General features: G+C 62.8%; 25 protein-coding genes and 1 pseudogene. 12 read left to right on the top strand and 14 right to left on the bottom strand.

The features are described from left to right. Positions 1–186: 186 nt before the first annotated feature. The gene (locus tag G3W89_RS29430) at positions 187–2265 is read left to right on the top strand and encodes a helicase C-terminal domain-containing protein (protein ID WP_162570997.1); all 2079 of its coding nucleotides are present in this window, start codon (positions 187–189) and stop codon (positions 2263–2265) included. Positions 2266–2529: 264 nt separating this feature from the next. Here the strand turns inward: G3W89_RS29430 and G3W89_RS29425 are convergent, their stop codons facing one another. After that, positions 2530–3024, bottom strand: coding sequence for an H-NS family nucleoid-associated regulatory protein (locus G3W89_RS29425; protein ID WP_162570998.1), 495 nt, complete (start codon positions 3022–3024; stop codon positions 2530–2532). Positions 3025–3263: 239 nt separating this feature from the next. Between G3W89_RS29425 and G3W89_RS29420 the strand changes: the two genes are divergently transcribed. The 6 genes from G3W89_RS29420 to G3W89_RS29395 all read left to right on the top strand — a co-directional run bounded on the left by G3W89_RS29420 (position 3264) and on the right by G3W89_RS29395 (position 7642). Next, positions 3264–3662, top strand: coding sequence for a hypothetical protein (locus G3W89_RS29420; RefSeq protein ID WP_162570999.1), 399 nt, complete (start codon positions 3264–3266; stop codon positions 3660–3662). After that, entirely contained in the window at positions 3640–3906 is a 267-nt protein-coding gene (locus G3W89_RS29415; protein ID WP_162571000.1) for a hypothetical protein, read from the top strand. The genes G3W89_RS29420 and G3W89_RS29415 overlap by 23 nt, the downstream gene beginning before the upstream one ends. A gap of 64 nt (positions 3907–3970) precedes the next feature. Then, positions 3971–4840 carry a hypothetical protein gene (locus G3W89_RS29410; RefSeq protein WP_162571001.1) on the top strand — a complete coding sequence of 290 codons (870 nt, stop codon included), beginning with the start codon at positions 3971–3973 and terminating at the stop codon, positions 4838–4840. A gap of 365 nt (positions 4841–5205) precedes the next feature. Further along, entirely contained in the window at positions 5206–5829 is a 624-nt protein-coding gene (locus G3W89_RS29405) for an HAD family hydrolase (protein WP_162571002.1), read from the top strand. Next, positions 5793–6491 carry a hypothetical protein gene (locus G3W89_RS29400; protein WP_162571003.1) on the top strand — a complete coding sequence of 233 codons (699 nt, stop codon included), beginning with the start codon at positions 5793–5795 and terminating at the stop codon, positions 6489–6491. Before G3W89_RS29405 ends, G3W89_RS29400 begins: the two co-directional genes overlap by 37 nt. Before the next feature lie 296 nt (positions 6492–6787). Beyond that, positions 6788–7642: a metallophosphoesterase gene (locus tag G3W89_RS29395; protein ID WP_162571004.1), complete on the top strand. Its 855-nt coding sequence runs from the start codon at positions 6788–6790 to the stop codon at positions 7640–7642. 112 nt (positions 7643–7754) lie between these two features. Here G3W89_RS29395 and G3W89_RS29390 read toward each other — a convergent pair whose 3' ends face one another. From G3W89_RS29390 to G3W89_RS29340, 11 genes and pseudogenes are all read right to left on the bottom strand, one after another. After that, positions 7755–8690: a DHHA1 domain-containing protein gene (locus G3W89_RS29390; RefSeq protein WP_162571005.1), complete on the bottom strand. Its 936-nt coding sequence runs from the start codon at positions 8688–8690 to the stop codon at positions 7755–7757. 52 nt (positions 8691–8742) lie between these two features. Then, entirely contained in the window at positions 8743–9738 is a 996-nt protein-coding gene (locus G3W89_RS29385) for a hypothetical protein (RefSeq protein WP_162577708.1), read from the bottom strand. Between the two features lie 251 nt (positions 9739–9989). After that, on the bottom strand, positions 9990–11885 hold the full coding sequence (locus tag G3W89_RS29380) for a ribonuclease R family protein (RefSeq protein ID WP_162571007.1): 1896 nt from the start codon (positions 11883–11885) through the stop codon (positions 9990–9992). A 617-nt stretch (positions 11886–12502) separates the two neighbouring features. Continuing rightward, entirely contained in the window at positions 12503–14359 is a 1857-nt protein-coding gene (locus G3W89_RS29375) for a hypothetical protein (RefSeq protein ID WP_162571008.1), read from the bottom strand. A 401-nt stretch (positions 14360–14760) separates the two neighbouring features. Continuing rightward, entirely contained in the window at positions 14761–16599 is a 1839-nt protein-coding gene (locus G3W89_RS29370; RefSeq protein WP_162571009.1) for a type IV secretion system DNA-binding domain-containing protein, read from the bottom strand. 72 nt (positions 16600–16671) lie between these two features. Next, a complete protein-coding gene (locus tag G3W89_RS29365) occupies positions 16672–17349 on the bottom strand; it encodes a uracil-DNA glycosylase (RefSeq protein WP_162577707.1) in 678 nt (225 codons plus the stop codon). Positions 17350–17385: 36 nt separating this feature from the next. Continuing rightward, a complete protein-coding gene (locus G3W89_RS29360; RefSeq protein ID WP_162571011.1) occupies positions 17386–17793 on the bottom strand; it encodes a hypothetical protein in 408 nt (135 codons plus the stop codon). Positions 17794–17943: 150 nt separating this feature from the next. Continuing rightward, complete coding sequence (locus G3W89_RS29355) at positions 17944–18519, bottom strand: hypothetical protein (RefSeq protein ID WP_162571012.1); 576 nt, start codon at positions 18517–18519, stop codon at positions 17944–17946. Positions 18520–18697: 178 nt separating this feature from the next. Beyond that, positions 18698–18895, bottom strand: a pseudogene (locus tag G3W89_RS29350) (efflux RND transporter permease subunit); the annotation flags it as partial. A 101-nt stretch (positions 18896–18996) separates the two neighbouring features. Next, positions 18997–19935 (bottom strand): hypothetical protein, encoded by a 939-nt coding sequence (locus tag G3W89_RS29345; RefSeq protein WP_162571013.1) that lies wholly within the window; start codon positions 19933–19935, stop codon positions 18997–18999. A 146-nt stretch (positions 19936–20081) separates the two neighbouring features. Continuing rightward, on the bottom strand, positions 20082–20435 hold the full coding sequence (locus G3W89_RS29340) for a hypothetical protein (RefSeq protein ID WP_162571014.1): 354 nt from the start codon (positions 20433–20435) through the stop codon (positions 20082–20084). Positions 20436–21344: 909 nt separating this feature from the next. Here G3W89_RS29340 and G3W89_RS33435 point away from each other — a divergent pair. The 5 genes from G3W89_RS33435 to G3W89_RS29315 all read left to right on the top strand — a co-directional run bounded on the left by G3W89_RS33435 (position 21345) and on the right by G3W89_RS29315 (position 23723). Continuing rightward, positions 21345–21497, top strand: a complete 153-nt coding sequence (locus G3W89_RS33435; protein WP_232076895.1) for a hypothetical protein — start codon at positions 21345–21347, stop codon at positions 21495–21497. A 79-nt stretch (positions 21498–21576) separates the two neighbouring features. Continuing rightward, positions 21577–22056, top strand: a complete 480-nt coding sequence (locus G3W89_RS29330; protein ID WP_162571016.1) for an NUDIX domain-containing protein — start codon at positions 21577–21579, stop codon at positions 22054–22056. Next, complete coding sequence (locus tag G3W89_RS29325; protein WP_162571017.1) at positions 22053–22361, top strand: hypothetical protein; 309 nt, start codon at positions 22053–22055, stop codon at positions 22359–22361. Before G3W89_RS29330 ends, G3W89_RS29325 begins: the two co-directional genes overlap by 4 nt. Beyond that, entirely contained in the window at positions 22358–23164 is an 807-nt protein-coding gene (locus tag G3W89_RS29320) for a metallophosphoesterase (protein WP_162571018.1), read from the top strand. Before G3W89_RS29325 ends, G3W89_RS29320 begins: the two co-directional genes overlap by 4 nt. A gap of 28 nt (positions 23165–23192) precedes the next feature. Further along, positions 23193–23723 carry an HD domain-containing protein gene (locus G3W89_RS29315; protein WP_162571019.1) on the top strand — a complete coding sequence of 177 codons (531 nt, stop codon included), beginning with the start codon at positions 23193–23195 and terminating at the stop codon, positions 23721–23723. A 21-nt stretch (positions 23724–23744) separates the two neighbouring features. On the opposite strand, the gene G3W89_RS29310 is transcribed toward G3W89_RS29315, so the two are convergent. Continuing rightward, positions 23745–24572, bottom strand: coding sequence for a hypothetical protein (locus G3W89_RS29310; protein ID WP_162571020.1), 828 nt, complete (start codon positions 24570–24572; stop codon positions 23745–23747). Positions 24573–24642: 70 nt separating this feature from the next. Then, positions 24643–25260: a hypothetical protein gene (locus G3W89_RS29305; protein ID WP_162571021.1), complete on the bottom strand. Its 618-nt coding sequence runs from the start codon at positions 25258–25260 to the stop codon at positions 24643–24645. Between the last annotated feature and the right edge of the window lie 12 nt (positions 25261–25272).

Here is a 25272-nt window from a genome sequence, read left to right as displayed (position 1 = left end):
CCAGAAGGGGAGCTGGGGAAGGTCGATGTGAGCTTGTGACACGAGGTGGCCTGTGAAAACGTGGTCAGGGAGATGCCGGCTGTGTAAGGCCAGCGTTTATCCGGCCGCCTCCCTAAAGGCCTCGTCGTTTAAGCGTCGTAGCTACAGGTGCCAGGAACAACTTTTCTCGTACCAAGGAAGAACAACATGACCACAATGACTTCGTCGAAGCGCGCTCACGCCTGGGTCGACGCTGCCTACGCGGCACTCTCCCGCGACCGCACCTTCCTGCTGCGCGACCAGCAAGTGGACCTCTCGAAGGCCGTCGCTGACGCATTTCTCACCGCGGTGCCCCTGGCTGCGGAGGCCCCCACCGGCACCGGCAAGACCATCGCTTACCTCATCGGCGCACTCGCGGCGTCCGATGTGCTGGGCGAAAACCCGGTCCAGCCCCTCGTGGTCTCCACCGCAACCAAGGCGCTGCAGTCGCAGCTGTTTGAAAAGGACCTGCCCGCACTCGTGCGCGCAGGGCTCGTCATGGCGAACGACGTCGCCCTCGCAAAGGGCAAGGGGAACTACCTTTGCCTTACGCAGGCGGAGGAAATCCGGGACCTGCTGAACGCGGATGGCCAGGAGACCTTCATCGACGACGCTGCCGCGGCGGTCGACCCCGACCAGCTCGACTTCATGGTCGACCAAGCCAACGCTCGTCGCTGGGATGGTGACTTTGACACCTGGACGCACGGCCGCCCGAAAAACGTACGGTCGATTGCAGTGTCCTCGGACACTTGCACCGGCAAGAAATGCAGCCGCTACAAGGATTGCACCTACTTCCGCGCTCGCGGCCGCCTTGGAGGCGCACGCATCATCGTTGCCAACCACGACCTCGTCCTTCGCGACCTGCTGCTCGCGGTGGACGGCGAAACGTCGGCGCTGCCGGTGGCCAACTACTACATCATCTTCGACGAGGGGCACCACCTCCCGGAAAAGGCGATTGCAGTGGGCGCGCGCGAAGCGGACCTGGCCTCGTTCCTGCGGGTTCTGCCCAAGCTGAGCGGGATTCAAGCCATCCTCAAAGGTAGCCCGGAGCTCACGAAACAGCTGGGCGCGTACAACGTGCACATCGACGACTTCGACCGCAAGCCCATTGGGGGCCCGCTGGACGAGCTCACGACGCTGCTCAACGACATCGAAGTGGACCCCGACACGGCGCAGCGTCGCTTCATGAAGGGCGAATTGCCTCCGAACGTGGAGCTGCAGATGAAGGTGCTGCTTGCAGCCATGATGCCAGCCATGCTGGTGACGGCGGGTACGCTGGCCGCGCTGCGCGAGCTCACCGGCCTGCCCAAGCCAGTGGAAGACAAGGCCACCGACCTCGGTCGGCGCGCCCTGGACGTTCACCGAGCGTTCAAGGAGCTTTCCGAGTGCATCAGCATGATGGTCGCCCCTGGGCGGCGTGTGAAGTGGCTGTTCCGCAAGGACAAGGCACTCTCGCTGCACTGCTCGCCGCTGGAAGGCGCTGACGTGCTCGGCCCGCTGCTCTGGCAGAGCGCCCGCACAAAGGGGGTCGCTATCGTTTCCGCAACGCTGCGCGACATCGGCGGGTTCTCTCGCTTCAAGTCGCGCGCCGGCATGCCGGACAAGTCCAAGACGATGGTGCTGCCGTACACGTTCCCCTACAGGAACAGCACGCTCACCGTCGCCGGAATGAACGCAACGCCGAAGATGGCGGAGCGCAAGATGTTCATGGGCGAGCTGGCCCTGAAGCTGCCGACGGCCATCGACCGCAAGGAAGCGACTCTCATCTTGTTTCCAAGCTGGGCGATGCTCAAGGAGTTCGTGCCGAAGCTGCGCTATCAGTTCGGCGAGGACGCAGTGCTGGTGCAGGGCGACAATGTGGTCCCTGTGCTGCGCAAGATGCACACCGACCGCGTTGAGGCGGGCAAGGGAAGCATCTTGGTTGGCACGGCAACGTTGGCGGAAGGTCTCGACCTCCCTGGCAAGCTGTGCGAGCACGTCATCATTGTGTCACTGCCGTTCGCGGTGCCGACCAATCCGGTGGAACAGGAACTGTCCGACCTGCTCGGAAAGGAATACTTCTCGAAGCGCAGCTTGCCGGACGCCATGGTGAAGCTCGTACAGATGGTGGGTCGCCTCCTGCGTCGTGAAACCGACCGCGGCCGCGTGACCGTCTTCGACCGCCGGCTGGCATCCACCAGCTACGGCCGCCAGATGCTGGAACAGCTTCCACCGTTCCAGAAAATCATTGAAAAACTGGCCGCCTAAAGGCTTTCTTCAACCGCCCGAGACATCTCGGGCGGTTTTTCTTTGCGCAAGTGTCTTACACGCAGCGGATGAATTCCCGCCATAAACAGCGGCGAATGAACATCTATGTCATCGATGACCATCCGATGATGCGCGAGGAATCACGATGGTCCTGCGGCGCCTGCGCCCTGGCGAGAGCATCGTCGAGTTGGACCGTTTGGACCAGCTAGCCCCTGCAGTCAGCGCCAAAGGCCAGCCGGACAGCCTGAAATCGCTCTGAGGCCATCAGGCCTTCTGCGCGAAATCGTCCAGGGACTTGCCTGCTTCCAAAGCTTCGCGCAACCAACGGGGGCGCGGGCCCATACCCGACCAATTGTTGCCTGCATTGTCGCTGTAGCTGACCTTCGCCTGGCGCTTCTTGCCTGCTTTTGACAACTTCAAAGAAGCTGCCTTCTTTGGCGCACCGGCAGTAGCAAAGTCCGCAAGCGACTTCCCCGAGAGAAGGGCCTTTTTCAGCCAATCAGGGCGCTTACCCATTCCTCCCCAGGTGTTGCCGTTCTCGTCCGCAAACTTCGCCACTCGAGCGCCAGTGCGCCCCTTGACTGCCTTCGTCGACTTAACGCCTTTGCCGCCAAACAACTGTTCCGCAGTAAGTCCATAGTGTTCAATTGCTTCCCGGATGCGGGCAACAACGCCCCCGACTTCCTTCTCGCGAACGCTGTCGGCTTGTCGTTGAAGCGCAGCAATTTGCTTTTGGAGTTGGCTGTACGTTTGAGTCATTGGTGTGAAGAATCGATATTTCAGAGTCTTAGACTCTATCGCGATTTTTGGTTCGATGTTCAGGGGAGCGTAGTAAAGCTGTCGTGGAGTCGTTCTAGCACCAGCAAGTAATGAATTTGCGACGGCGCTAGGAGAGTTGGGGAGCTGCAAGACGCGCAAATCGCAATGACCGGAACGTAAGTTGCGCTTTAGCCTCTGGTAACGTATAATTGACCCCACACACTTAAACGACAGCCGAGGTGTTCGGCACCAAGAAGAACAACATGCCCCGCATTCGCAATCTCGCCCAACTTGATGACGAGAGCCTGAACCTGGAAGTTGTCCTCGAAGAGGCGCCCACCTTGTGGGAAGACCTGCTTCGCAAGGGCTACGAAGTCACGATGCCCGATATGCTCGGCTTCAGTGCGCCGCATGACATCAGCTGGTTCATCGAAGTGGGCGAGTCGAGAACCACCGCCTACATGTGGAGCCAGCGCGCCCGCGCTCGTGTCGGCAATCGCTTCATCGTGGACGGTGCCCCGGCAGCTGCTGTCGCCGAAGCGCAGCGGCTTCTCGAAGGGGTGGCGATGGAGGAATCCCTGTCGGGCGCGCCGCTGTATGCCGGCGTACCGGTCGATGAACATGTCACCGTCGCCTGAGCACACTGCCCGGCTCGCATCGTTGGGTAGCCACCTGCGCGACCTGCGCCAGCAGAGCTCGCTTCGGCGCCTGGCCGAAAGCACGGGCGTCTCCAAGCCTACGCTTATCGCCGCGGAACGGGGAGGGGACCTGCAGCTATCCACCCTCCTCCGGCTCCTTCAGGCGCATGGCCGGCTCGCCGAATTCGACCGGTTCGTCGCTACCCTGGCAGTTGGTGAGCACCAAATCGGCGAGCCTGCCTGATACAGCATCCTGAGCGCGCGCTTTCGCTATAGGGGAGGTAGCAACTCTCAAGGAAAGCTCGAGCATGCGAAAAGGAAACAAGCCTCGTTTGGTCGTGAACAGCTCCGGGGCCTTGGTGGCAGTCGCCACAGGTTCTGACGCAACGACCGAGCATCAAGGCGGCATGGATGCCCTGAGTGCGGCCCTGACGGAAGGGCCCGGCGTATCCCGTCTGGCGCTTGCTCAAAGGCTTCGCAAGGATGGGCGGCTCCACTGCCCAGACCTGATGGCAACCAAGCGCATTGTCCGGGACCTGGCCAATGTCGTCTACGAAGAGCGCCTGGTACAGGGCGAGCCGGCGGCTGCCCTGGTGTACATCGCTGGCAAGCGCGCGGCAGCCTTCGGCAATTCGTTCATCGATGCGGAGCTTAGGCTCAATGTCGTGGGCGATTCGACCGGCCTGGGCGGGGCGTGGGATGAACGCAGCTTTGGCATCAAGGTGAAGGGGCAGGAGCGCGTGAAGCAGCTGCGTGCTTTCGCGCAGGCCGTGAAGGCTGGCAGAGCCATCTTCGCGGGGACGTTCCTCGAAGGGGAGGGTCTCCTCGGCCTGAGCGGCGTCATCATCGCGATTGAGGACCTCTTGGAGCCGCGGCACAGGGAAGCCATGGCGAAGGCCCAGGCCGCGTTTGAATCCGATGTGCGGCTGCATGCCAACGGCCGAGCAGATGAGCTGCTTGCAAAAGCTCGCACCCTGCAGCACCGCAGCATCTTGCATATCTGGCCCATCTGGAAGGACGGCGTGGTTGACGGGGAGGTCATTTACGCCATGAACCCTGGGTTCAATGTGGACGCGGACTACTGGGGGCCCTACAGCTTCGACCAGCTGAACCAATGGCTGGAGGCCGGCGCTGTAGCACCATTGCGCGCGAACAAAGTCCAGCTGGCTGCTGCGTAATTCGAAACGACCCAAGAGCACCTTGCTCTTGGGTCGTCTTCTTTCGTCTCAAAACAGCCGGCTCATATTGGGGACCAATAAGAGCCGGCTCTGCCTAACCTCGCCGGCAAGAAGACCTCGCCGAGGCTAGGCATCTCAGTGTTGCCATTGCTGAATGGGCCAGTGTAGTAGGCAGCGCTGCCGACCACAAGCCCGAGCAGAGAACAAAAAAGCAGCCCCTGAGAGGGGCTGCGGGAATGATGCTTTCAAGCCGAGACGAGCGGTCACCTCGGTCTCCAGAAGCCTCCGGCCCTGACGTGGGCCCTATAGGGCGAATGGACGGTCCCTAGACCTAGAAGGCACCCAATCCCTTTGAAGGAACCTAGATGACTGAAAACAATGTGCTCGCCATCGACTGTGATGGCGTCAAGCTGGACTACAACGCCACCTACCCGCGTGTCTGGCGCGCAGCGTTCGGAAGCGACTTGCCCCGTGTGCGAGACAACTGCTACCACGCTTCCAATGAATACGGCGTGGCCTTCCGTGACCAAGCTCAAAAGGAGCAGTTTTTCGATGCGTTCGACGACCGATTCTGGTCGACGATGGAGCCTCTCGAGGGCGCCGTTGAAGGCGCCAAGCTGCTCTCGGCCGCGAGCTGGCGCATTGTCTGCGTAAGCTCGATGCCCAAGAAGTACGCCGGCGCGCGACACCAAAACCTCCAGAAGTTGGGGTTTCCTGTGGAGCGCGTCATTGCCACCGGCCGCGGTGATGACCACCGGAATCCCAAGCTCGACGCCATCGCCGACTTGCAGCCCGCTGCATTCGTCGACGACCTGCTCGAGAACTTCGACGGCATCTCAGAACGCGTGCATCGCGCCTGGGTCGACTACCAGAACGTCGATTCTCCCAACAGGGGCCTTGAGGGCAAGTACCCTCACGATAGCGTCCATCGCTCGCTCTTCGAGTTCGCCGCATGGTGGACGCAGCATCGCAGATTGCCAGCCTTCTGATTCACGGCCGCCTCGTCTTCGAGGCGGCCGTTCCTTTCTTCCGCAATAGCCGAGGGACCCGATGTCCCTATAGGCGACAGGACAACATCAACCTCATCATGAGCTACATCGATACCATCCCTCACAAACGCGTCGGCACGCTCGCGGGCTATCCGGTCTACCACTCCAACGCCACCGTCAAGGCGGCGCGCGGAGCATCCGATTTCGGTTGCACCCCCTCCAACCTGGTGCTGGGCGGCGGCTCAGGCGAGCACCCAGGTCTCGTCGTCCACAACTTCGACTACCTGGTTTCGCAGTACCTGCTCCTTCGAATGGAGCAGCTCGGAAATCCGCCGCATCCGAATGGCTTCAGCCCCGCGGAGGACTACTTCGGCAGCAAGCTCGACACGAATCTCGCGAATTGCTTCGAGTTCTGCGGCTGGGGTGTCGAGCAAGTTGCGGAGTTTCTCCGACGTTGCTCAGGCCACTTGGTAGCACGGCCATACGCGGCAGAGCTCGACACAAGCTTCGAGCATTGGCTTGCTTACAGCTTCGGTGAATACGCCTGGTCTCGCCAGCCGAATTTAATGTCAGGCATGTTCGAGCGCCAAGCCACCCAGCTGCTGTTTACGTACAAGAAGCTCTTCGCCGGGGAACAGTTCTCCAACTTGGTTCCAGCGTAGGGCTCGCCCTTCATTAAGCACCCCTCCGCGGGTGCTTTTTCTTGGCCGGCGCATCCGGCGGGATGGCCACGACGCCCGCCAAATGCAAAAACCCCTGTCGGTGAGGACAGGGGTTTTGCGCCCAGGACAGTTCGAAAGTGGGCTGCGTATTCCACAGCGTGAAAGCATTATAGCACGGCAAGGCTGAAACGCCAAAAGATGCGTTTTAGACGTTCAATCTAGGGTCAGGCAGACAACGAGGGACCTGGGGAAAAGGGTTAAAGCCGGTCGCTTTACGTGGAATTGGATTCCACGTAATGACCGACAAATACCGCATCTTCCCTGGCGCCCCATTTGCCGCCATCGGCACAAATAGCCGAGCGGGTGGCAGGGACTTCATCGTCTCAGACATCCACGGCCGTTACGCGGAGCTGGTTGCAGAGCTGGTCGCCGTGCGATTCAATCCGTCGCGCGACCGGCTGTTCTCGGTAGGGGACCTGGTCGACCGCGGGCCGCAGAACCTGGACTGCCTCGGGCTGCTGCGCCAGCCTTGGTTCAAGGCCGTTCTCGGAAATCACGAGGGCTTGCTTCTGACTCGCCGGGCAGGGCGACCATCCCGCTACCACAGCATCCTCGATGCCTACAACCCGCGGAACGGAACGGGCTGGCTCGACGGGCTGTCCCTCGCCGACGAAGTCGAGCTGAACTCGCTCATTCCGTTGCTCGAAGCCTGCCCCTTGGTCATGCGCGTCGCCCACGAAGCAGGGGAATTCAATGTGACACACGCGCAGCTGACTCGCGACCGCACCTCCGGCTTCATCAGAGAGGAGCACCTGCTGGATGAGCAGTTGCTCGAGTACGCCGAACCCTTCCTCACATGGGGTCGCGCCCTTTGCGGAGAGGGCCGGCGCGCACACAAAGCGCTGACGGTGGACCTTGGCGACGGCGAGGTCCTCGAGGTCACAGGTAACCCCTTTGAGCCCGGCGTTGCGCTCACTTACTGCGGACACAACCGGCTCAAGCGCAGCCTGCTCCACCGCTCCCACTTCCACTTTGACCGTGGTGCGGCCTACATGGGCCCGGGCGAACGGGTGCTGGTGCTGGAACACGCGGATGTGATGCGGCGTCTTGAGCTGGCGGGCGTCAAGGCCTGGCCAAAACACACGCCCTGAACGCCAAAGTCGCCCCCGGAGCTGGGGCCAGGTTGCTGCTGCCGATGTTGGCCGGCGGCAATAGAAAAGCCCCTCGCTCGCCGGGCCGTAGCTGGGGAGGAGGGGCTCAAAATCAGCTTGCCGGCGTAGGGTTCAGTACGCCTGCAACCAGGTCGGTGATGCGGGTAGCCGGAAGGCGCAGCGCCGCAGCCTCCTTGTGACCACCGCCGCCGAAAGCCTCCGCCAGCGCCCGAACGTCGAAGCCGCGGACGCCCCGCAGCGAGAGCTTCAGCTGGCCGGTGTTCTCGAGTGTCCAGACGGCTGCGAAAGTGCCCGCTTGCTTGGCAAGCAGCGCGCCAACATCGCTGGCGAGTTCCCGCGGCCCGCACACCATCAGTCCCTGGTGCCCCATGACGCTGACCGGCACGGCCTCCTTGGCGATGGTCGCGACAATGGCGTCAAATTTCTGGCACATTGCCTGGCCGGCCGCCATGAACGTTGCGCGCTCGCCCTCGTTCATCTGCAGCACCCGATTCCACGTCGGAAAATCCATGGGAAGCGAGTCGAGCTTGGCGAGGAAGTGCCGCGTGTGGTCCCCGAAGTGCCAGAGCCACAGGTCACGGTCTTCGACGAACTGAACAAGTTCAGGCACATCGAACTGACCGTGAAAGTACTCCCACGCGAGGCGGGCGCCCGACTTCGAGATGTCAAGCGCCGTGTGACTGCTGTGCCGGTGCACGGTCGCAGGCTCGGATGCACCAGCCTTGGCGTCGCGCACGAGGCGGACCTTCCCGCAGGTGCACTTGTAGCCCGCAAGCTTGTCGATGGCGGTCTGGTGGTGGTCGAGAAGCACGACGCGTGTTGCGACAGCCTCCAGGGCCTCGACCTGTTCGCGCGGGAACGAGAAGTCGACGATGTACACGGCCTTGCCGGTGACATCCGGGGGCGCCATGCCGTATTGGTACGGCAGGTAGTCGGCGGTATCCCGTAGCTTCAGCCAGGCAGCAAGCGCTGCGGCGAAACCATCTGGACAGTCCGCGTGGTAGATGACGATGTTTTGTTTGCTCATGAGTTCCTTTGAGGGTTGCCTTCTTCGTATAGGGCAGGCCCCCGCGGACCGCCTAAATCGCGGCTGCCTCCAGCCGGTCGTAAGGCACCGGGTGCTCTAGCGGGTCCGCGTACTGCGTCATAAGCTCTTCGAAGTCGTATATGCCCGAAGCAAGGAGGTGCTCGCTCTGGTAGTGCACTCTGAGGTTGATGCCAGGCACCTTGGCAGCCTCGTCCTTCCAGACGAGCTGCGAGTGAAAGCGCTGCTGAATGCCCTGCTTGTTCAAGCCCCGCAGCAGGCGGATGGACCACTCGCGGGCAGCGGGCTGCTCCTCGTACACCGTCAGCTCCGGATGGGCCCGCACCGGGCCGGTGCCAGCAATCCATGCGTCAAGGTCAGCGACCGTGTACCAGCCGTAGCGCGCTTTGTGGGAGTAGTGAGGGGACATGAAGAAGACCACCCCCTGCTTGCGTTCGTCGGCCCAATCCGCACGAATGCTGTCAACCCGCATGCCCGCGGCCTTGAGCCGAACTTCGATGCCGGTCGCCTCGGCCGCCAGGGACAAGGCCTTCGCGTCTGCGTAGCGCGTGGCCGCAGCGGCTTTGTCGTCAGCGGTGAGCGCCCCGAGAATGGCAAAGCTCAGGCCACCGCGCAGGAACGAGTGAGACCAGGGCATCGCCAGGACAACGTCCTTTCGCTGAATTGCTTCGTGAAGCTCGCGCAACCGTGCGATGTTCTCGGCGCCGCGTACATGGATGGCAAACCCATTCCGATTCCAGGCGGTCATGAGGTCATCGCGAGCCTTGGCGCCGAGCTTCTGCGGGTGGTCGGGCCAGAATTCGGTGTGCGTCTCGCGAACGAGCTCCATTGCCTGGGTGCGGGGCCGACCCGGCGGCAGAGCGGCCAAGTCGCAGCTGTACATCAGCAGCGCGGCAGGATAGGGCTTGAACCGCTTGTCCTTGGACCGACCCTCATACTCGATGTACGCCAGTAGGTCGGGAACGACCTGGATTCGGTGGTCTTCGACTCCCTGCGGAAACTGCGGCAGGGCGATGCCCAGCGCGGCCATCAACGGCTTGACGCCACAGCCGTGCTCAGCGCAGTGGTCGAAACCGAGGCTCAAGCCCTGAAGGGTTCCGCCCTCCGAGAGCAGCCAATTCTTTGAGGTATACGCAACACGCATGATTCAATGCCTTCATTCAGGTCAGCGCGTCAATAAACTGACGCATATCCGGCTTTATCGCCAATTTATTGCCAATTCGGGCGGGGCTCGCCCAAAGAAAAGCCCCCGCCGGATAACCGATAGGGGCTTGAAATCACTTAGTACAGACGCGGGCGGACCGCCTCCGGAATCGCGTAGAGCTCGGTGCGGCCGTCCGCGTCCTCGAGGTCCACCCAGCTGACGCTGAGCTTGTGGCCAGGTTCCCAGACGGCGCCGTTGACCCAGTGGCCGGCCTCGGCATCGTACTCACAGCCGTGGGCCTGCAGCACATCCGACTCCAACAGCGCAGAGCACTGCCAGGCTGGAATCACCACCCGCAATCCGCGCCGGCTGGAGCTGACCACGTGGGCGTTGAGCAGGTCGCTCTTCGCGACGTCGCGTGCGAGCAGCCGCTTCTTGATGCGGTCCCAGACATAGCGTTCGGCCATTCGCGAACCGTGCGCGCGTCGCGAGCACTGCTCACCTAGCGAAACCACGGACTCGCCGAGGTCCTCGCCCAGCAGGAGCCGGTGCACCAGCAGGTCAACCAGCCGACGAATCGGACTCGTGAAGTGCGTGTACGCCGCATAGCCCAGGGAGAAGTGGCTGGCGGTGCCCGGTTGGTACACAGCGGACTGCATGACGCCCCGAACTGCCAACTCAGCCTTGAGGCCGCTGCCGCCTTCATGCGCGCTCTTGATGAGCTGAGCGAGAGCGGGCAGAGCGGGCGTTTCACCCTCGAGCGTCAGGCCGTGCGCGGTAGCCCAGTCCTTGAGCTCCGTCCAATCTTCCATTTCGGGGGTTGCCTGGTGCCGGAAGAGGCCGGCGGGCAGCTTGTCCTTCAGGTGTTGGCCGACGGCATTGTTTGCCAGCAGCATCAGCTCTTCGACGAGCTTGTGGGCGTCCGTGCGTTGTTCGAATTCCAGGCTGTACTCGCCATCCTCGCGGATGACCAGCTTTGCCTCCTTGTCATCAAAGGACAGCTGGCCGCGGACCTCGCGTGCTGCGAGCAATTTGCGGAAGACCGCCGTCAACGCCGTCAGCGACGTTTCGATGCTGTGCGGAAGGTGCGTCGCGTTGTCAAACCAGGCCTGAACCTGGTTGTACGTGAGGCGCGCTGCCGAGCGCATTACAGCGCGATAGAACTTCTTGCTCAGCACGCGAGCGTCGGCGTCCAGCTCCAGCTCGGCGACCACCACGAGGCGGTCTTCGCCCGGAACCAAGGAGCAGACCCCGTTGGAGAGCTTCTCGGGAAGCATCGGAACCGTCTTGCCCGGCAAGTAGACCGAGGTGCCACGCTCGCGCGCCGCACGGTCCAGAGCACTGCCCGGCTTGACGTAGTGAGAGACGTCGGCGATGGCCACGTAGACCTTCGCGCCCCCAGAAGTCAAAGGCAGGCCGTAAACGGCGTCATCGAAATCCCGGGTGGACTCACCATCGATGGTAACAAAGGGAATCTGGCGTAGGTCCGCGCGACCCTTGAGGTCGTCAGCCGACAAGCTCAGCGGGATGCGAACCGCTTCCTCGTGGGCGCGCCGGTCGAAGTGCGGGGGAAAATCGTGCAGCGCAAGTGCGTAGTCCTGGTCGAAGCCGCGGCGGTCGCGCGCCCCCAGGATGCGCTCGAGGCGAGTCCGGAGAACCGGTGCCTTCAAGTCGATGGCCTCGGTTCGAACCGAAACCACGCCAGCGGCGGCGAACGTCAGCCCTCGCACCTCGATGGGCATGAAGCACGGCGCATCGGGAACCAGCATCAGCCGGCCGTCAACGACGTTGATGGTGCCCTGCCAGGTAGAAGGCTTGCGCTCCAGAACGCGGATGTCGCCCGCCTGGAATTGGCCGGGCTTCTTGGGCGACTCGACGATGCTGCAGAGAACGGTGTCTCCGGGGACCACCTTGCGCATGAGTGGCGGCGGAACGAAGAATTCTTCGCCGGCAGCCGTGGTCAGGAAGCCGAAGCCTTTTGGATGGGCGGTGACGACACCTTCCTGGGTGTTGTGTTTGTTGTTGTTGGTCATTGGATTGGTCTTTATGTTGAGTGTCCTTGTCTGGCGTATAGCGCAGAGAGGGCCACGCCGCCCTTGCGCCGCTTGGTGCGGGTTTAGGCAGGCTGTAAGAGATAGAGGCAGTGCTTAGGCGTTGCATCTATTTTAGCAGCTTAAGGTCTGAAGCTAAACCAGTTTAGCTTCTTCGCCGGCAGTTTAGACGCATCATTTGGCGTTACTTCGGAGCTCTCGGGAGCGGCAGAGCTGTCGAACACCATTCAAGGACTGGACAGCCTGGCGGACCCCGCCTACAACAAGCAGATGGACACCGTCCGTGACCGGTTCGACCAGGAGTCTCGCGGCAAGCCCGACGTCGAGGTAGCCAAGGCCGTGGACTTCGAGCAAGCCGCCCGGGTTTCGGGGGCAGGAGACCAAGCCACACGACCTGGCGGAAACCTTCAGGAAGTTCGGCGAGGAGACTGCCACCAGTTCGCCTGATGAGCCAGACTTCAGGGAAACAGCAGGCGAACAGGAACGCGCCTCGGAAGCGCCTGAAGCAGCCGAGGCGGAAGAGATGTCCATGGCCGAGTAATCCCAGGCTCCGCAAAGCAAAGGCCCCGCATCGCGGGGCTTTTCTCGTAGCGCATCGTTTACGAGCCGCCGCCCAGCTTGAAGACCTTGACCCTCTCTAGCTCCCTCGCAGCCGGTTCCTCCCGCTTGAGCTCCTCGCGGGAAATCGCAGGCGCCTCATGATGGCTCTCGCTGACCTGCCTTGTGCGGTCACGCATCTCCTGGATGCGCCTCTTGAGGGTGTCATCGCCCAATTCAGCCGCCGCAGGCGCCGCTGCAGGCTGTGCGCTTGCGGCGGCCCGCGGTTGCGCCGCATCCCGGGGTTGCACGCTACGGTCCGCTCGCTCAAGGAAGTCCCGACCGGCGCGGTCGGCCACTTCAAGATTGGTCGTCCCCACAGGGAGGTTGGGCGCAGCGGCACGCAGGTTCCTGACCGTTTCAAGGTTCAGGCCTTTCTCTGCGATGTGCTCCAGCGTCTTTGCAAACACGACGGTGTCGCCCTGCCTCGCCACCTGGGCAGCGCTGCGCTCGGTGGTCGCCGTGGCAAGGGCCTCGCCGGACTTGTGCAGCACGACAACGCTCTGCCCTTCGGGCCGCACATTGGCATTCGCGCGCACAGCAGCCGCAATCTCTCCAACTTTGGACACCGCCTCGCGGTCGAAGCCCTGGCTGCGCATGTGCTCTGCGAGCGTTTGTTCCAGGGTCGCGCGAGGCACGGCCGCTGGCGCAGGGGAGGGCGCTGCGAGAGCCTTCTCCAGGTCCCGCGATGGCTCAAGCTTGCCAACAGCAGGACTGTTTTTGTCAGCGACGACAGTAGCCGGCAGGCCGGGTTCGCGCGCGACCACCGGCTTGGCTTCGGACATCTCCTTCGTTGGTGCACCGGACTGCGGGTGGGCGAGGCCACCTGAAGCACGAACCTCCGACGGCTGAACAACTTCGATACGCTTGGTGTCGACGGGCCTTTCGGCAGGTGCGGCCTCCCCGCGGCTTGGACCTTGGGATGAGTTTCGCAATCCAGATGGTTCGGGTTCGGCACCGGGGCGCTCACCGGCTGGATTGGACCGCAGGGGCGCCGCAGATTCCGGAGCTTCTGCGCTTCCGCGCCCACGCTCGGCAGCCACCCTGGCCTGCTCGCCCTGCCCGTCAACCTGCCTGGGCCCTGGAGCGGAGCCCTGCTGCGGTGTTGGTGCTTCAGCGGCGCGAGTCACATCCTTGGCCTGTTGCCCCGCCCCTTGGACGGTCGTGGGTCGGGCAGGATGCGAGGCGCTCTTTGCCGGCTGCGGCGGCCCTTGCTTCACTGCCGCAGGTTCTTCTCGCTGAGCCTTCGCGACGGACGCTGTGCTGGCCCCTTCTATCGTGGCAGTAGCCTGAGCTGTGACCACCTCCCGCGCCGCGGCGGCGTCAGGCTGTTCCGCGCGTTGGGACGAAGCATCAATCTGGCGGTCTGAAGCTTCGAGCACAAGCTCGCGATTTGCCTCCAAGGCCGTCAGTGGCTTGACTTGTGCGGTCGAGGTGCTGGGCGCGGCACTCGCACCTGCAGCCCCTTCGGGTGCTCGCTGCTCGGCGACCGCGGCGTCCAACGCCTTCAGCAAGCCTGGGTGCTGGGCCACCCCCTTGTTGTGCGCAAATGAAATGGCGTCGCCAGGGGCGTCGCCTCGGTCAGCGGCACGCTGCAGCGCGCCAGCGACCTTGTTGAGTGCGCCGACCTTTTCCTTGATGAGCTCCAGGGACTCCGAATCTGCAAGCAAGTCGGAGACATGAGCCAGAGGCGGCCCGGTAAGTCGGCTTTGGGCAGCGACCAGCATCTCCTCGCGAGCCTTACCTTGCTGAAGCGCCGAGTTCAGGAAGTTCGCAGCTCGGTTGAGTTCCTTCGATTCGGCCTTGAACTGGTCGCGCCAGGCAGCAGAAGCCGCGACTTTAGAATTCGCCTGCTCCACGCCTGCGAGACCCACAGCGGCGGTGACCGCCCCCTTGACCGCGCCGCCAAGGCTCAGCGGCGCCGCGTCAGGCGCGCGCTTGGCTTCTTTCCTCTCAGTTTCCCTGCTCTGCTCGCCCTGTGCACTAGCCGCTGCGCCGGTCTGAGCCGTCGACGCAGCTGTGCGTGGCTTTCCCTTCACTCCGACAGGCTGTGAAGGCGTAGCAGCTGACGGCCCCCTTGAAACGGAAGCCGCAGGGGCTTTCTGCGCGCCGGGCCCGCCGGCAGGGCGGGAACCGCCAGTTCCCAGGAAGGAGAACACGTTTTCCGCGGCGTGAGCGCCACTGCGCGGCCGCTTTCCCTTTGGACGGGGCCCTCCCCCGGAATTCGACTGCGATGGGGACGAGTGAGGTGTCGACATGGTCAGCGGCTGGAATCAGATTGCGGAGCTCGGCGCAGCAGGTCGAGGCCGGGAAGCTTGACGGCAGGGCCAGCTCGGGAAACAAGGAGCTTCGAATCCGCCGGAAGTAGTCCGACCTCGGCCTTGGCAGGCGCCGTCGCTTGTGGATGGACTGGCAGAAGTGGCGCGCCGCCTAGCGGTAGGACGGGCGCCTTCGGCTTCGCCGCGGCCCCCACCTCAGGGCGTGGGGGCGTCGAGGCGTCGGCGGCCGGGACGTCAGCCACGAGCTTCAGCATCGGGCGCTTCGTGAAGTCCCGGCCCACAAAAGCGGCGGCAGTAGTGGGGCGGCGCTTGGCAGGCAGCTCGAGCTTCACCTGGCAGATGGGGTAGTTTCCGGTCAGCTTCAGAAACCCTTGCAGGTTGGGAAGTCCCTGAATCTGCGACGGCAGCAAGGCCCGTTGGGTGGCCTGCTGCTCGTTCTGGCTCGTCGAGTCGCCGGTGTCGGATGTGCTGCTGCTGCGGTTCTTCCGCAAAAGCTCAACGTCGCCGATATAGCGCGACATGTATTCCGAGGTGTCTGCGTCAGCGCACCGCAACACCAGCCAGCTGGACAAGCACGATAGGATGGTCTGCGCCCCGAACTCGCCGTATCGGTCCCGAAGCTGCGAGACGGACTGAACGCCCAGCAGCAAGCAACCTCCCGCCTTGCGAGCCTTCGTGGCCACAGCCTCGATGGACTGCACGCGGCCGATAGAGGCGAACTCGTCCAGCACCAGCCAAATTCGACGGTTCTCGTCGGGGGGCATCGAAAGAATGGTTCGCGCGGCCACGTCCAGCACGCAGGCGATTAGCGCTCGAAGGCTGTCGAGCTGGTCGTCCCTGTAGGTGACATAGAGAAAGCCTGAGTGTTCCTGTCGAATCATCTCCGACACGGAAAACGGCTCACCGGCATTCGGCAGGTATGCGTAGGGGGTCAGGTAGTTCGCGGCGATGGTCCGGATGGAGCCGAACGTCTTCTCCGACGAGAGCTGCGCCATCGCAGCTGTGCCTTGAAGCAGCTCCTTGAGCTCAGGGACCGTGGCCGCCTGGACGTAGTAGAGGAAGTCCCGCAACGTCATCTTGTTCTTTGACCACAGCTGCCGCAGCACGCACGACACCAGTGTCTGAGCGTATCCATTCCATTCCTTACTGTCACCGACACCATCGGGAACGATGGAGCGCGCCATGGCTTCGGCATCCCATTCACCCTGCATCTCGAGAACGGGCGACCAGTTGACGCACCGGGCGTCGAATGGGTTGAAGACAAAATCGGTGTCGGCACGGTAGTGCTTCTCCATGAAGCCGCCGCCGCTGTCGACAAGAATCACCGTGTCATTGGCTGCACGGAGCTGGTCCAGGACCTGGTTGATGGCGACCGACTTGCCTGTGCCGGTTGAACCGGCGAAAAGCAGGTGGTACGGCTCGGAGTCGAAGGGAATCGGCACGCCCCCGATTTCGAGCCGGGTGGGCTTGCGATTCGCTTTGACCTGACGCTTGACGACAGCAGCGGTTGCGACGTTCGTCCCGCGTTTGACTTCATCCTTACCGCCTTGACGCGACTTCAGGAGGTTGTAGATGGCTGGAACGGCGAAGCCGGTCAAGCCTGCAACGAGCGCGAGCTTGAAGTCCGGCGCATGCCCGACGGCGTAGAGGAACCAACCCGCGGATGCTATGGCCCAGGCCCACAGCGAGAGCTCCAACGCCTTCTTGACCAACGGGAAGGCGTTGTTCCACCGGGATGCGCACTTTCGCCACATCCACAGGAGCGCAGCGCCGCTGAGTCCGGCGCAGAAGGCTGGCGCCAATTGAGAAACGAAGTCCATGACCACGGAAGTCCAAAAATGGGGTACTAGCCGTGTAGGGAGGGGACTTATCCCGCGCGCACGCGCGGCACTTCAACGGAACGACGAGGCGAGAGCCTGAACCTGTTCGCGAAACTGATTGATACCTGCCATCGCCGGGTGGCGAACGTAGGGCGCTTCGACGCCCTGGACCTGCAGTTGCCGTTGGGCCACTCGGCCGACCGCAACAACACGGGCCGTACCTAGCAAGGTCAGCATGTCACGAAGCACGTCCGCGCAGGCAGCCACCTCTTTCGGCGTTGGGGCACGGTTCGACAGCGGTTCACCGGGCTTGTGCGGGTGACACGGAAAGGCGTTCCAGAGAACGAATTCTTCCGGGGCCAGTCCGAGGGAGAGCAGCAAGCCCCATACGGTGCTGGCAGTCTGCTCGTTGGCCCCCTTTTTGTGCAGCTCCGGGAGGCTGGTCTGCTGCTTCGGTCCCTCGAAGACCGCGTGGTGTGGAATCACCGGGTGGTGCCCGAGCATGATGCGCTCCGACGTCATTGCAATGCCACTGACGCGGCAACCTCTGTGGCCGGGTGCCTCTGCTACCAACAGCAGGCGGGCCTTGCCCACCCGCGCGGCCAGGTAACGCTCCAGATTGGCTGCCCGGATGCTGGGGCCCAGTTCGTTCTGGTCGTTCACCGGGTCGTGGTCTCGCCATGGATTGAAGACATCCGGGAAGGCTGGGAGCGCCCTCAGGGATTCCACGAATTGGAGAGGGGTGGTCATATGCTGCGTCGATTTCCGGGCCTGAACGGACTGCGGTTAGCGACCGGGCGCCTGCCCGGCCGAGCCGGCGCGCGAGCCCAGCGGCAGACCTCGCAGCGGTGCGCCGGGGTCTTTGCCACCTTGCGCTGCCTGGATGAGAAGGCGCTTGGCCTTGAGCTCCTCGAAGTCCGCCTTCAGCTTCTGCTTGACGGCCGCCATCGAGTCGATGTCGCCTTGCGTTTTCGCCTTACCCAGTCGCTCGAAGGTGGCGTTGATGCGAGCTTCGATGGCGTCTGTTTCCGCATTGGCAGGAATTGCGTGAGCGCCACCGGGGACGCTGGCGGGGTCCAGCCAGATTTGGCGGGCGCCCGAGCTCGGCGCGCCGGCCAGCGACGGGGACTGCGCCAGGCACACGGATGCTGCAACGCACAGGGCGGTAGCAACAGAGATGCGGTTGAATGTCATTCGGAATCCTTCGTGTTGGGGAAGCTGACCCGTCTAGCCAATGGGTCAGACGGAGCGCTATAGCAATTGCGTGCAGCTACCTGGTTTAGCCGCGGCCCATGAAAAAGCCCCGCGCTGCACGAAGCAGGGCGGGGCTTGGGGCCTGTCGGTTCAGCGCGCAGGTTGCGGAGCTGGCCGGGCGGGCGGCGGGCCGAAGCCGTCGCGCGGGGGAGGCGGATGGCGTCCTTCGGCATCAGGGCCTGGTGGTCGGCCGCCTCGGAACTCGGAATGCCGGAATTCGGCGTCCGCGCGCTGCTTCAGCTCGGCACGTGCTGCACGCAGCGCGGCGTGGTCCCGCTTGAGCCTGTGCTTCATGGCCAGGGTAGCGGCTTGGTCGCCCGTACGCTCGGCCTCTGCCAGGTTGGCGTGGCTCTCGGCAATCGCGGCGTGGAGCCGGTGCATCTCCGGGGTCGGCTTGAACTTCGCGCGCCTGGCATGCGCGTGCTCACCGCGTTGGACCTTCTCGGCGTGTGCACGCAACTCCGGGCGGGGGCCGAGCTCCGAATGGAGCGGCGGAGGGAGAGCCTTGAAGTCGTCTCGAGCCTGCGCAGGCGTGGACACTTGTCCCGGAGCGTGGTTCGTCGGGGGCTGCACGCGATTCACAAGCGGCGCGCCTTGCGCAAAGGCGCTCGCTCCGGCGAGTGTCATCGCGCTGGCGAGCAGCAGGCGGTTAATTTTCGTTCTCATCTAAATCCTTTCACTAACAAACGGCGAGGGACGCCGCCCTTAGTAAAGGCACCTCCCCTAGCGTGGGGCACGCGGAAACCTGGCCAGGGGGCCGGGCCTCGTTCATCTGCAATGCAAAGGGAAAGGCACCTGCGGGAGGTGCCTTTTTCTTAGAGCGAGTATTCGCCGCTTGCGTCGGTTATGCCGTCACTCTGCGACCGGACAAGCTGTAGGCGGCAGGCACCACGACCAGCCTCAGAAGAGTCGAGCTGACCATGCCGCCGATAATGGCGACTGCCAGAGGCTCGTTGTTCTCAGAGCCAGCTCCGAAACCCATCGCCGCCGGCAGCATGGAGAGAATGACCGTCAGCGAGGTCATAAGGACCGGGCGCAACCGTCCGCGCACGTAGGTCCGGGTAGAACTTGAGTAAGGCCGAGGCGCGGCAAAAGAAAAGAAGCTCGCCCGATACTGGCGAGCTTCACGAAAATGAGACGGCGCTATGCCTTCGCGGGCTGCTGGAGCAGGCCTTGCGCAAACAAGGACCCGGCCTGGCGCCGAATGCCGTCGGCGGCCACTTCCCTCTTGTGCTGGGAAGCACCCGACATCAGGACCTGCACAACGACCATGCACGCGACCAACGAGCAAAGGAAAACCACCGGCAGCCACCACAGGTACTTCGTACCATCCGTCGCGGCGAACTCGAGCGCCCCTGCGACTGTCCAATTGCGCTGGCGGGCCGCATTGAATTCGGATTCAACCTCCTTCAAGCGCCTTTGCGTCGCGCGGTATGCCGAATAGACCCGCTCGGTTTCTGCGTAACGACCAGGTGTCAGACGGAGGCGGTCGGCGCGTACAGTGACTTCCCTGGCCTTGGCCATCTCCGCGTATGCCACGTTGTACGGCGGATACTCGGCGAGCCAGCGAGGCGGCCGGTCGTTGGCATAGCTCGCGAGCAGGTAGAACATGGCGAACGCGGTGACGAGAAACGTGAGCACGTAAATCGTCTTCATCCAAATCACGTCGGCCACCAAGCCGCCGCGCCGCACGAACGACCGGAACCCCTTCGGGTCTTCTCGCGACTCGCCGGTATCCAGGTTGCTCGCAAAGAGGTACGTGCCACTGCTACTTCCTTCTGGGCCACCCCACATAACCGAAACCCTGTTCCCCGGCCGTACGGGCAGGGACCAACTGTTCCAGCTGAAGGAATGCTCGACGCCGGCGTCATCTCGCACGAACAAGTCCTGATGCTCAACGGACTCCGAAGTGATGCGCGGGGGCGCCACGTAGCCCCCGGAGGGACCTACCGAGCCGCCGCCGCCACGCGACGACACGAGCGTCTCAAAGGCACGTTCGGAGTGCAATACTTCGCCGGTGACTTGGCACGTCCAGGCCGCCTTGCCGCTTGGCCCAATCAGTTTTTGGTTCACGACTGCCATTACATACTCTCCTCTGACACACGCGAGAGTCACCCTTGGGCGCCCGCGTGCTGCTAAAACTCATCTCTCGATGTCCTAATCGGTCTAGCGACCATCGCCGCTGCGCCAAAGGACACCCCGGGCCAGCAGCGCCGGAGGAAATGAGGTCAAGCAACCATCTGGAAAGTCGGCAGGTCTTCGAACTGCTCGTTCTGCGCCGTCAGGAGGCCGAACAGCGTCTTGGCGGCCCAACTCTTGGCGGTCAGGGCCTCAGCAACCTTCTTCTCGACGGAGAACATGTAGCTCATCACGAGCGAAGTGCACTGGCGATACACCGACTTGTCCATCTCCAGGTCGCCACCGTCAACGCAATCCATGTACTCGCATGCAGCGAGGGCGTCACCAGCCTGCACCGCATCCGCGGCAAGGGCGCGTTCAGCGTTGCGTTGAAGCTGGAAAAAATAGGCTTGCTCCGACTCTTCAATCTTCGTACTGGAAACAACCTTAAAATCGTAAACCATCTAAAAGCTCCGTAAACACCATTTAATCGATAGGCTGAAATGTACGCAGGTAGGACATTTCCTGCATCCGGTTTCAGAGCTCAAATGTGGGCATCCTCACATTCGCGCTCACTTAAGCATTCAGCGAATACTTTAGACCTATCGAGGTGCCGCGCGGGGCAAATCAGCTGGCAGACGGGCATTCAAGACGCCCGTTGTCCCAATAGAACGGGACTCCAGGACGGCCGTCCCAACGCTGCCGGCCTCGCGGGCGGGGCGTTTCTCGGAGGGCGTGGTGGAGGCTGTTGCAGTGCTTTTCATCTGTCGGTCGATTCCTACATGTCTGCGTTGTTGGAGCCTACATTTTAGCTTGAGACCTATACCGTTGCAAGGCTAAATCGGCTGCTATTTACGGTATAGACTAGAAAGTATCAGCTATTGCCTTGACACTATCACTTTATGCTTACAGCTAACGCAATTCCCCTATGCGTTCCACGTTGGGATGAACGCGCCGCCCTGAAGGAAGGGGCGGAATACAGCCGAGAGTTGGGCTTCCACGTGCCCGCGGAGGCCTACCTTGACAACGTCTGGAACTGGCTTCCGCTGCGGTGGAAGTACCCTGACAAGCCTGCGCTGCTCCCCGAGATGCTCCCTTCCTCCAGTTGGGAACAGAATCTGCGAACGGCCCTCACTCCAGCCAAGTGGGATGCCTTGCGTCGCCACTGCTACGCGGCGGCAGGAAACCGCTGCGAAATCTGCGGGGAAGCAGGGCGGGTCGAATGCCACGAAAAGTGGGCCTTTGACGACCTGATGTGCGTCCAGTCTCTCGGGGGGCTCATCAGCCTTTGCGGTATTTGTCACAAGGCGCACCATCTAGGGTTTGCGAGACGCCTTGGCGTCTATGGGCAGGTGCTCGAGAAGATGATGGACGTGAACAGCTGGTCCCACGCACAGCTTGGGCAGGCCATGGAGCAGGCCGAAAAGCTTGCCCAGGAGCGAGACCGCTACTACTGGCACGTGGACCTGTCCTGGCTCGAAACGGGCCGATATAACCTTATCTACCAGCTCGACGGCAAGCGCTAAGGGCGTGACGCGCGACGGCTAAACAGCGCTCGCTAAATGGGTGACATCCCCCGCGGCCGCTTCCCGGCCCTTGTCACCTATGCAACAATACGTTTTAGGGTTTGCGTTTGAGCAGGCCAGCGCCCAGGTCGCTCTCATCATCAAAGCTCGCCCCGCTTGGCAGGCGGGGCGGCTCAACGGCATTGGGGGGAAGGTAGAGCCGGGCGAGACGGCGCTCCAGGCGATGGTTCGCGAGTTCAGAGAAGAGGCCGACGTGAGCACGGAAGTGGGCGAATGGGACTTGTATGCGGTGCTCCGCGGTGACGGCTTCGAGGTTTTCACGTTCCGAGCCACTCTGGACAGCGCCCGGTTCGCACAGCTGCGTTCTTGCACGGATGAGGCCGTTGTCGCGATTCCGGTCTTCTCCGAGCAGTTGGCCAAGCATGCCCTATCGAATGTGCCCTGGCTCATCGCCGCGGCGCAGGACCCTGACTGCGGGCGCATTGTCCTGACCGTCGACTACGCCGGCGGAGCCAAGGAGCGCGCGCGGCAGGCGCTCGAGGCGACGGGGGCGCCATGAAGGAATCGTGGGAGCACACCAAGTTCGGTGGCCGGGCTCGGCCGCACCTCCCGGTGACGGTCGATTCGGTCAAGGGCCAGCCGTATACAGGGCCGCGCGAAGAGCTCCGCCCCGACGGCTTCTACATCGCCAAGCCAAAGGGCTCCTACGGACCGTTTTGGCTACGCGCGTACCACGCTTGGCTGATTCTGACCAACCGCGCGATGGCCTTCCAATTCACGGTCGACCACCTCCGGCTCGCGGGGCTGCCAACAAACCCGGCGGAATACGAACGAGTGGCCAAGACCACCCAGGGGAACTCATGAAGCTGCATGTCCTGTCGGACCTCCATTTGGAGTTCTACGCCTCCGGCCCACTGCCTGTCCTCGCGGATGCGCTCGTTCTCGCGGGCGACATCGTCCTGACGCGCGACCTAGGCCCGCTGCGCGAACTGGTGTCGAACTACGCCGCCGCCGGCCGGCCAGTTTTGTTCGTCCCTGGCAATCATGAATTTTATTCTGCGGTCATGAGCGACGCCTTGCGCCAACTGAGCCGTGAGCTGCCGAAGGCCGGCGTCACGCTGCTGCACAACCGCTTGGTGCAGTTTGGGGGTGTACGCTTCTTCGGCGCCACGTTGTGGACCAACTACCTGCTGGGCACAAACGGTGGTTCTGCCGCCTACAGCATGCACGCCGCGCGTTCGATGCTGGTGGACCACCGCGCGATTGCGCTGCGCCGCAAGGGGGAGCTCAGGCACTTCGACCCTTCCGACGCTGCAGCGGCGCACCGGAAGTCGTTGCGGCTGCTCAGAACCAAGCTGAGCACGCCGTTTGCCGGCCGTACGGTCGTCATCACGCACCATGGCGTTCACCCTGGAAGCATCGCGCCGCGCTATGCGGGGGACTCCATCACCCCTGCCTTCATCAGCGACCTGCGGCCCCTCATAGAATTGCTCCAGCCCGCCCTGTGGGTTCACGGCCACGTTCACGACTCCTTTTCCTACGAGCATGGGCAGACGCGCTTCGTCGTGAATCCACGCGGATACCCGCGCTCCAAGTACCCTCCCAAGGGCGAACCGATGCGCTTCGAAAACTCGTCCTTCAATCCAGCGCTGGTCGTCGAGGTTTGACGACACCTGACAATTTCCGAGCTAAACGATGACTTCAGATGCTGGTAAAGTGATGCGGGCCGCGCTCTTCTCGGCGGAGAAGCATCGCAGGCAGCGCCGCAAGGACGCGCAGGCGGACCCGTACATCAACCACCCGCTCGCCCTGGCCGCGGTGCTGGCGGATGAGGCGGGCATCGATGACGGGGTTATCCTGGCCGCTGCGCTTCTCCATGACACGCTGGAGGACACGGACGCCACGGAAGCTGAGCTGCTGGAGCTGTTCGGCGCTGAGGTCCTTCAGGTCGTTCTCGAGATGACCGACGACAAGAGCCTACCGAAGGCACTGCGAAAACAGTTCCAAATCGACCATGCGCCTCATGCCTCCCGAAGGGCGAAGGCCGCCAAGCTTGCTGACAAGATTTGCAACCTGAGGGACATGGCCAAAAGCCCGCCTGTGGGATGGCCGGACGAGCGGGTGGCGGCGTATTTCGCTTGGGCGAAAGCCGTGGTTGACGGCCTGCGGGGCGAGTGGCCCCTGCTCGAGCGCCTGTTCGACGAGGCCCACGCCCTCCGCAGCTGAGACCGAGCGGAGGCGCCCTGACTATGCGCCAGCCCCTTGCAGGCATGGCTGCCCTATGGCCGTGGTCAGCATCGAAAGCGTTAGCTCAGGCGCCAGCGCTTCAGTCACGACCCGCTGAGCATCCTGGACACTTTGCCACGCCAGCGTTCCTTCAAGTGCTTTAGCCTGGCGAAAAGCACTGAGCGCGGTGTAGGCAGAGCCTCCATCCAGCGGATGCGCCTCAAAATAGGCCGTCAGTGCCATCTCGTCGACCGCCACTCGAACTCGCTGTTCGTAGGATGGGAGGGCTTTGAACACCTCCGCGGCCGTCAACCAGGCGGGCTCAGGCACCTCCACGGTGAAGCTCGGCCCAGACCGGCCATCCAGGCACTCATCCCAGGCGAGCCGGCGCTTGCTCCACTGCAGCACCGACACATCGTCCGGCTTGTCCGTGTTGTTCCAATAGCCGTATGCCCGTGCGACGCCCAAGCCAAGAACCCGGTTCAGGGCCCCGGGAAGTTCCGATTGGAGCAGGCCGAGGTAGCTGTCCTGGCGACGGCAGTGCCACAACACGAACTTGGCTTCAAAGTCGACCGCAGGGTCGCGTCGATTTGTGCGGCGAATCGCTGCCTGCCGAGCCTCAAGTTCGGCCTGCGCCGCCTCCAGCGGGCTCTGCCCCGCTCCCGCCCCTGCCGAAGCCTTGCCAAGTGCTACAGCGTCGACGAATGAAGCCGCTCGCAGCGCCAGGAACTGGTTCTGCTGGCGCTCGGCCAAGTCAGCCAGCTGAGCAGAGGCCCTCCCGAGGCTCGAAAGCACCTCAGGAAAGTGCTTGGCCGTCATTCGAAAGCCGGTATAGACCTTGGTACTCATTGATGCGCCAGATGTAGAAAGGCCGCGCCGGGCGAGGGCGCGGCCTTTAGGTAACGGGGGCCCGGATGCCTCAGCGGATTGCCTTGCCGTCTTTGTCGTACTTCGGCGTGAACGTAAAACCGTACTCCTGAACGCTTGCCGGGTAGAGCGTTCCCGTCTCGCCGAAGCCGGGGAACTTCCCGATGCGCGGGAGCTTCTTCAAGCAGTCGTCGTATCCAGGGTCACCCTTGCTGCACAGGACGCCTACGACGATGTTGCCTTCACCCTTGGCCACAAAGTCCTTGTTCACGTCGTACATGCCAGTCTGCCGCACCTCCACGCGGTCGCCCGCCTTCAGGGCCCGAAGGTGGTCAGGAACCATGGCCGACGTCGGCCATACCTTCTGCCCCGTGCTCACCCACGCGCCGTACTCGGGTTGCCGGATGTTCAGTCGAACTACGCGCATGTCGTACTCCGGAGAGCCAGACTCGATTCCGAAGGTGTAGAGAATATTGCGATTGGCAAAGGGGTAGTTGCCGGGCCAAGCCTCGTCGAGCACGACTTCAGCCGCGATATTCCGATGCTGCATGTTCGCAGGAAGCCCCGTCCCAGCGTTGAGCGTCTTGTTGATTCCATGGATGATGGGAGTTTGACATGCCGACAGCATCACTGCCGTGATGGCCACGGCGAATCGGGAAACAATCTTCACTTCTTTGCCTTG

It is taken from the genome of Variovorax sp. PBL-H6 (assembly GCF_901827155.1).
Classification (GTDB): domain Bacteria; phylum Pseudomonadota; class Gammaproteobacteria; order Burkholderiales; family Burkholderiaceae_C; genus Variovorax.
This window is presented reverse-complemented; position numbering and strand designations above follow the sequence as displayed.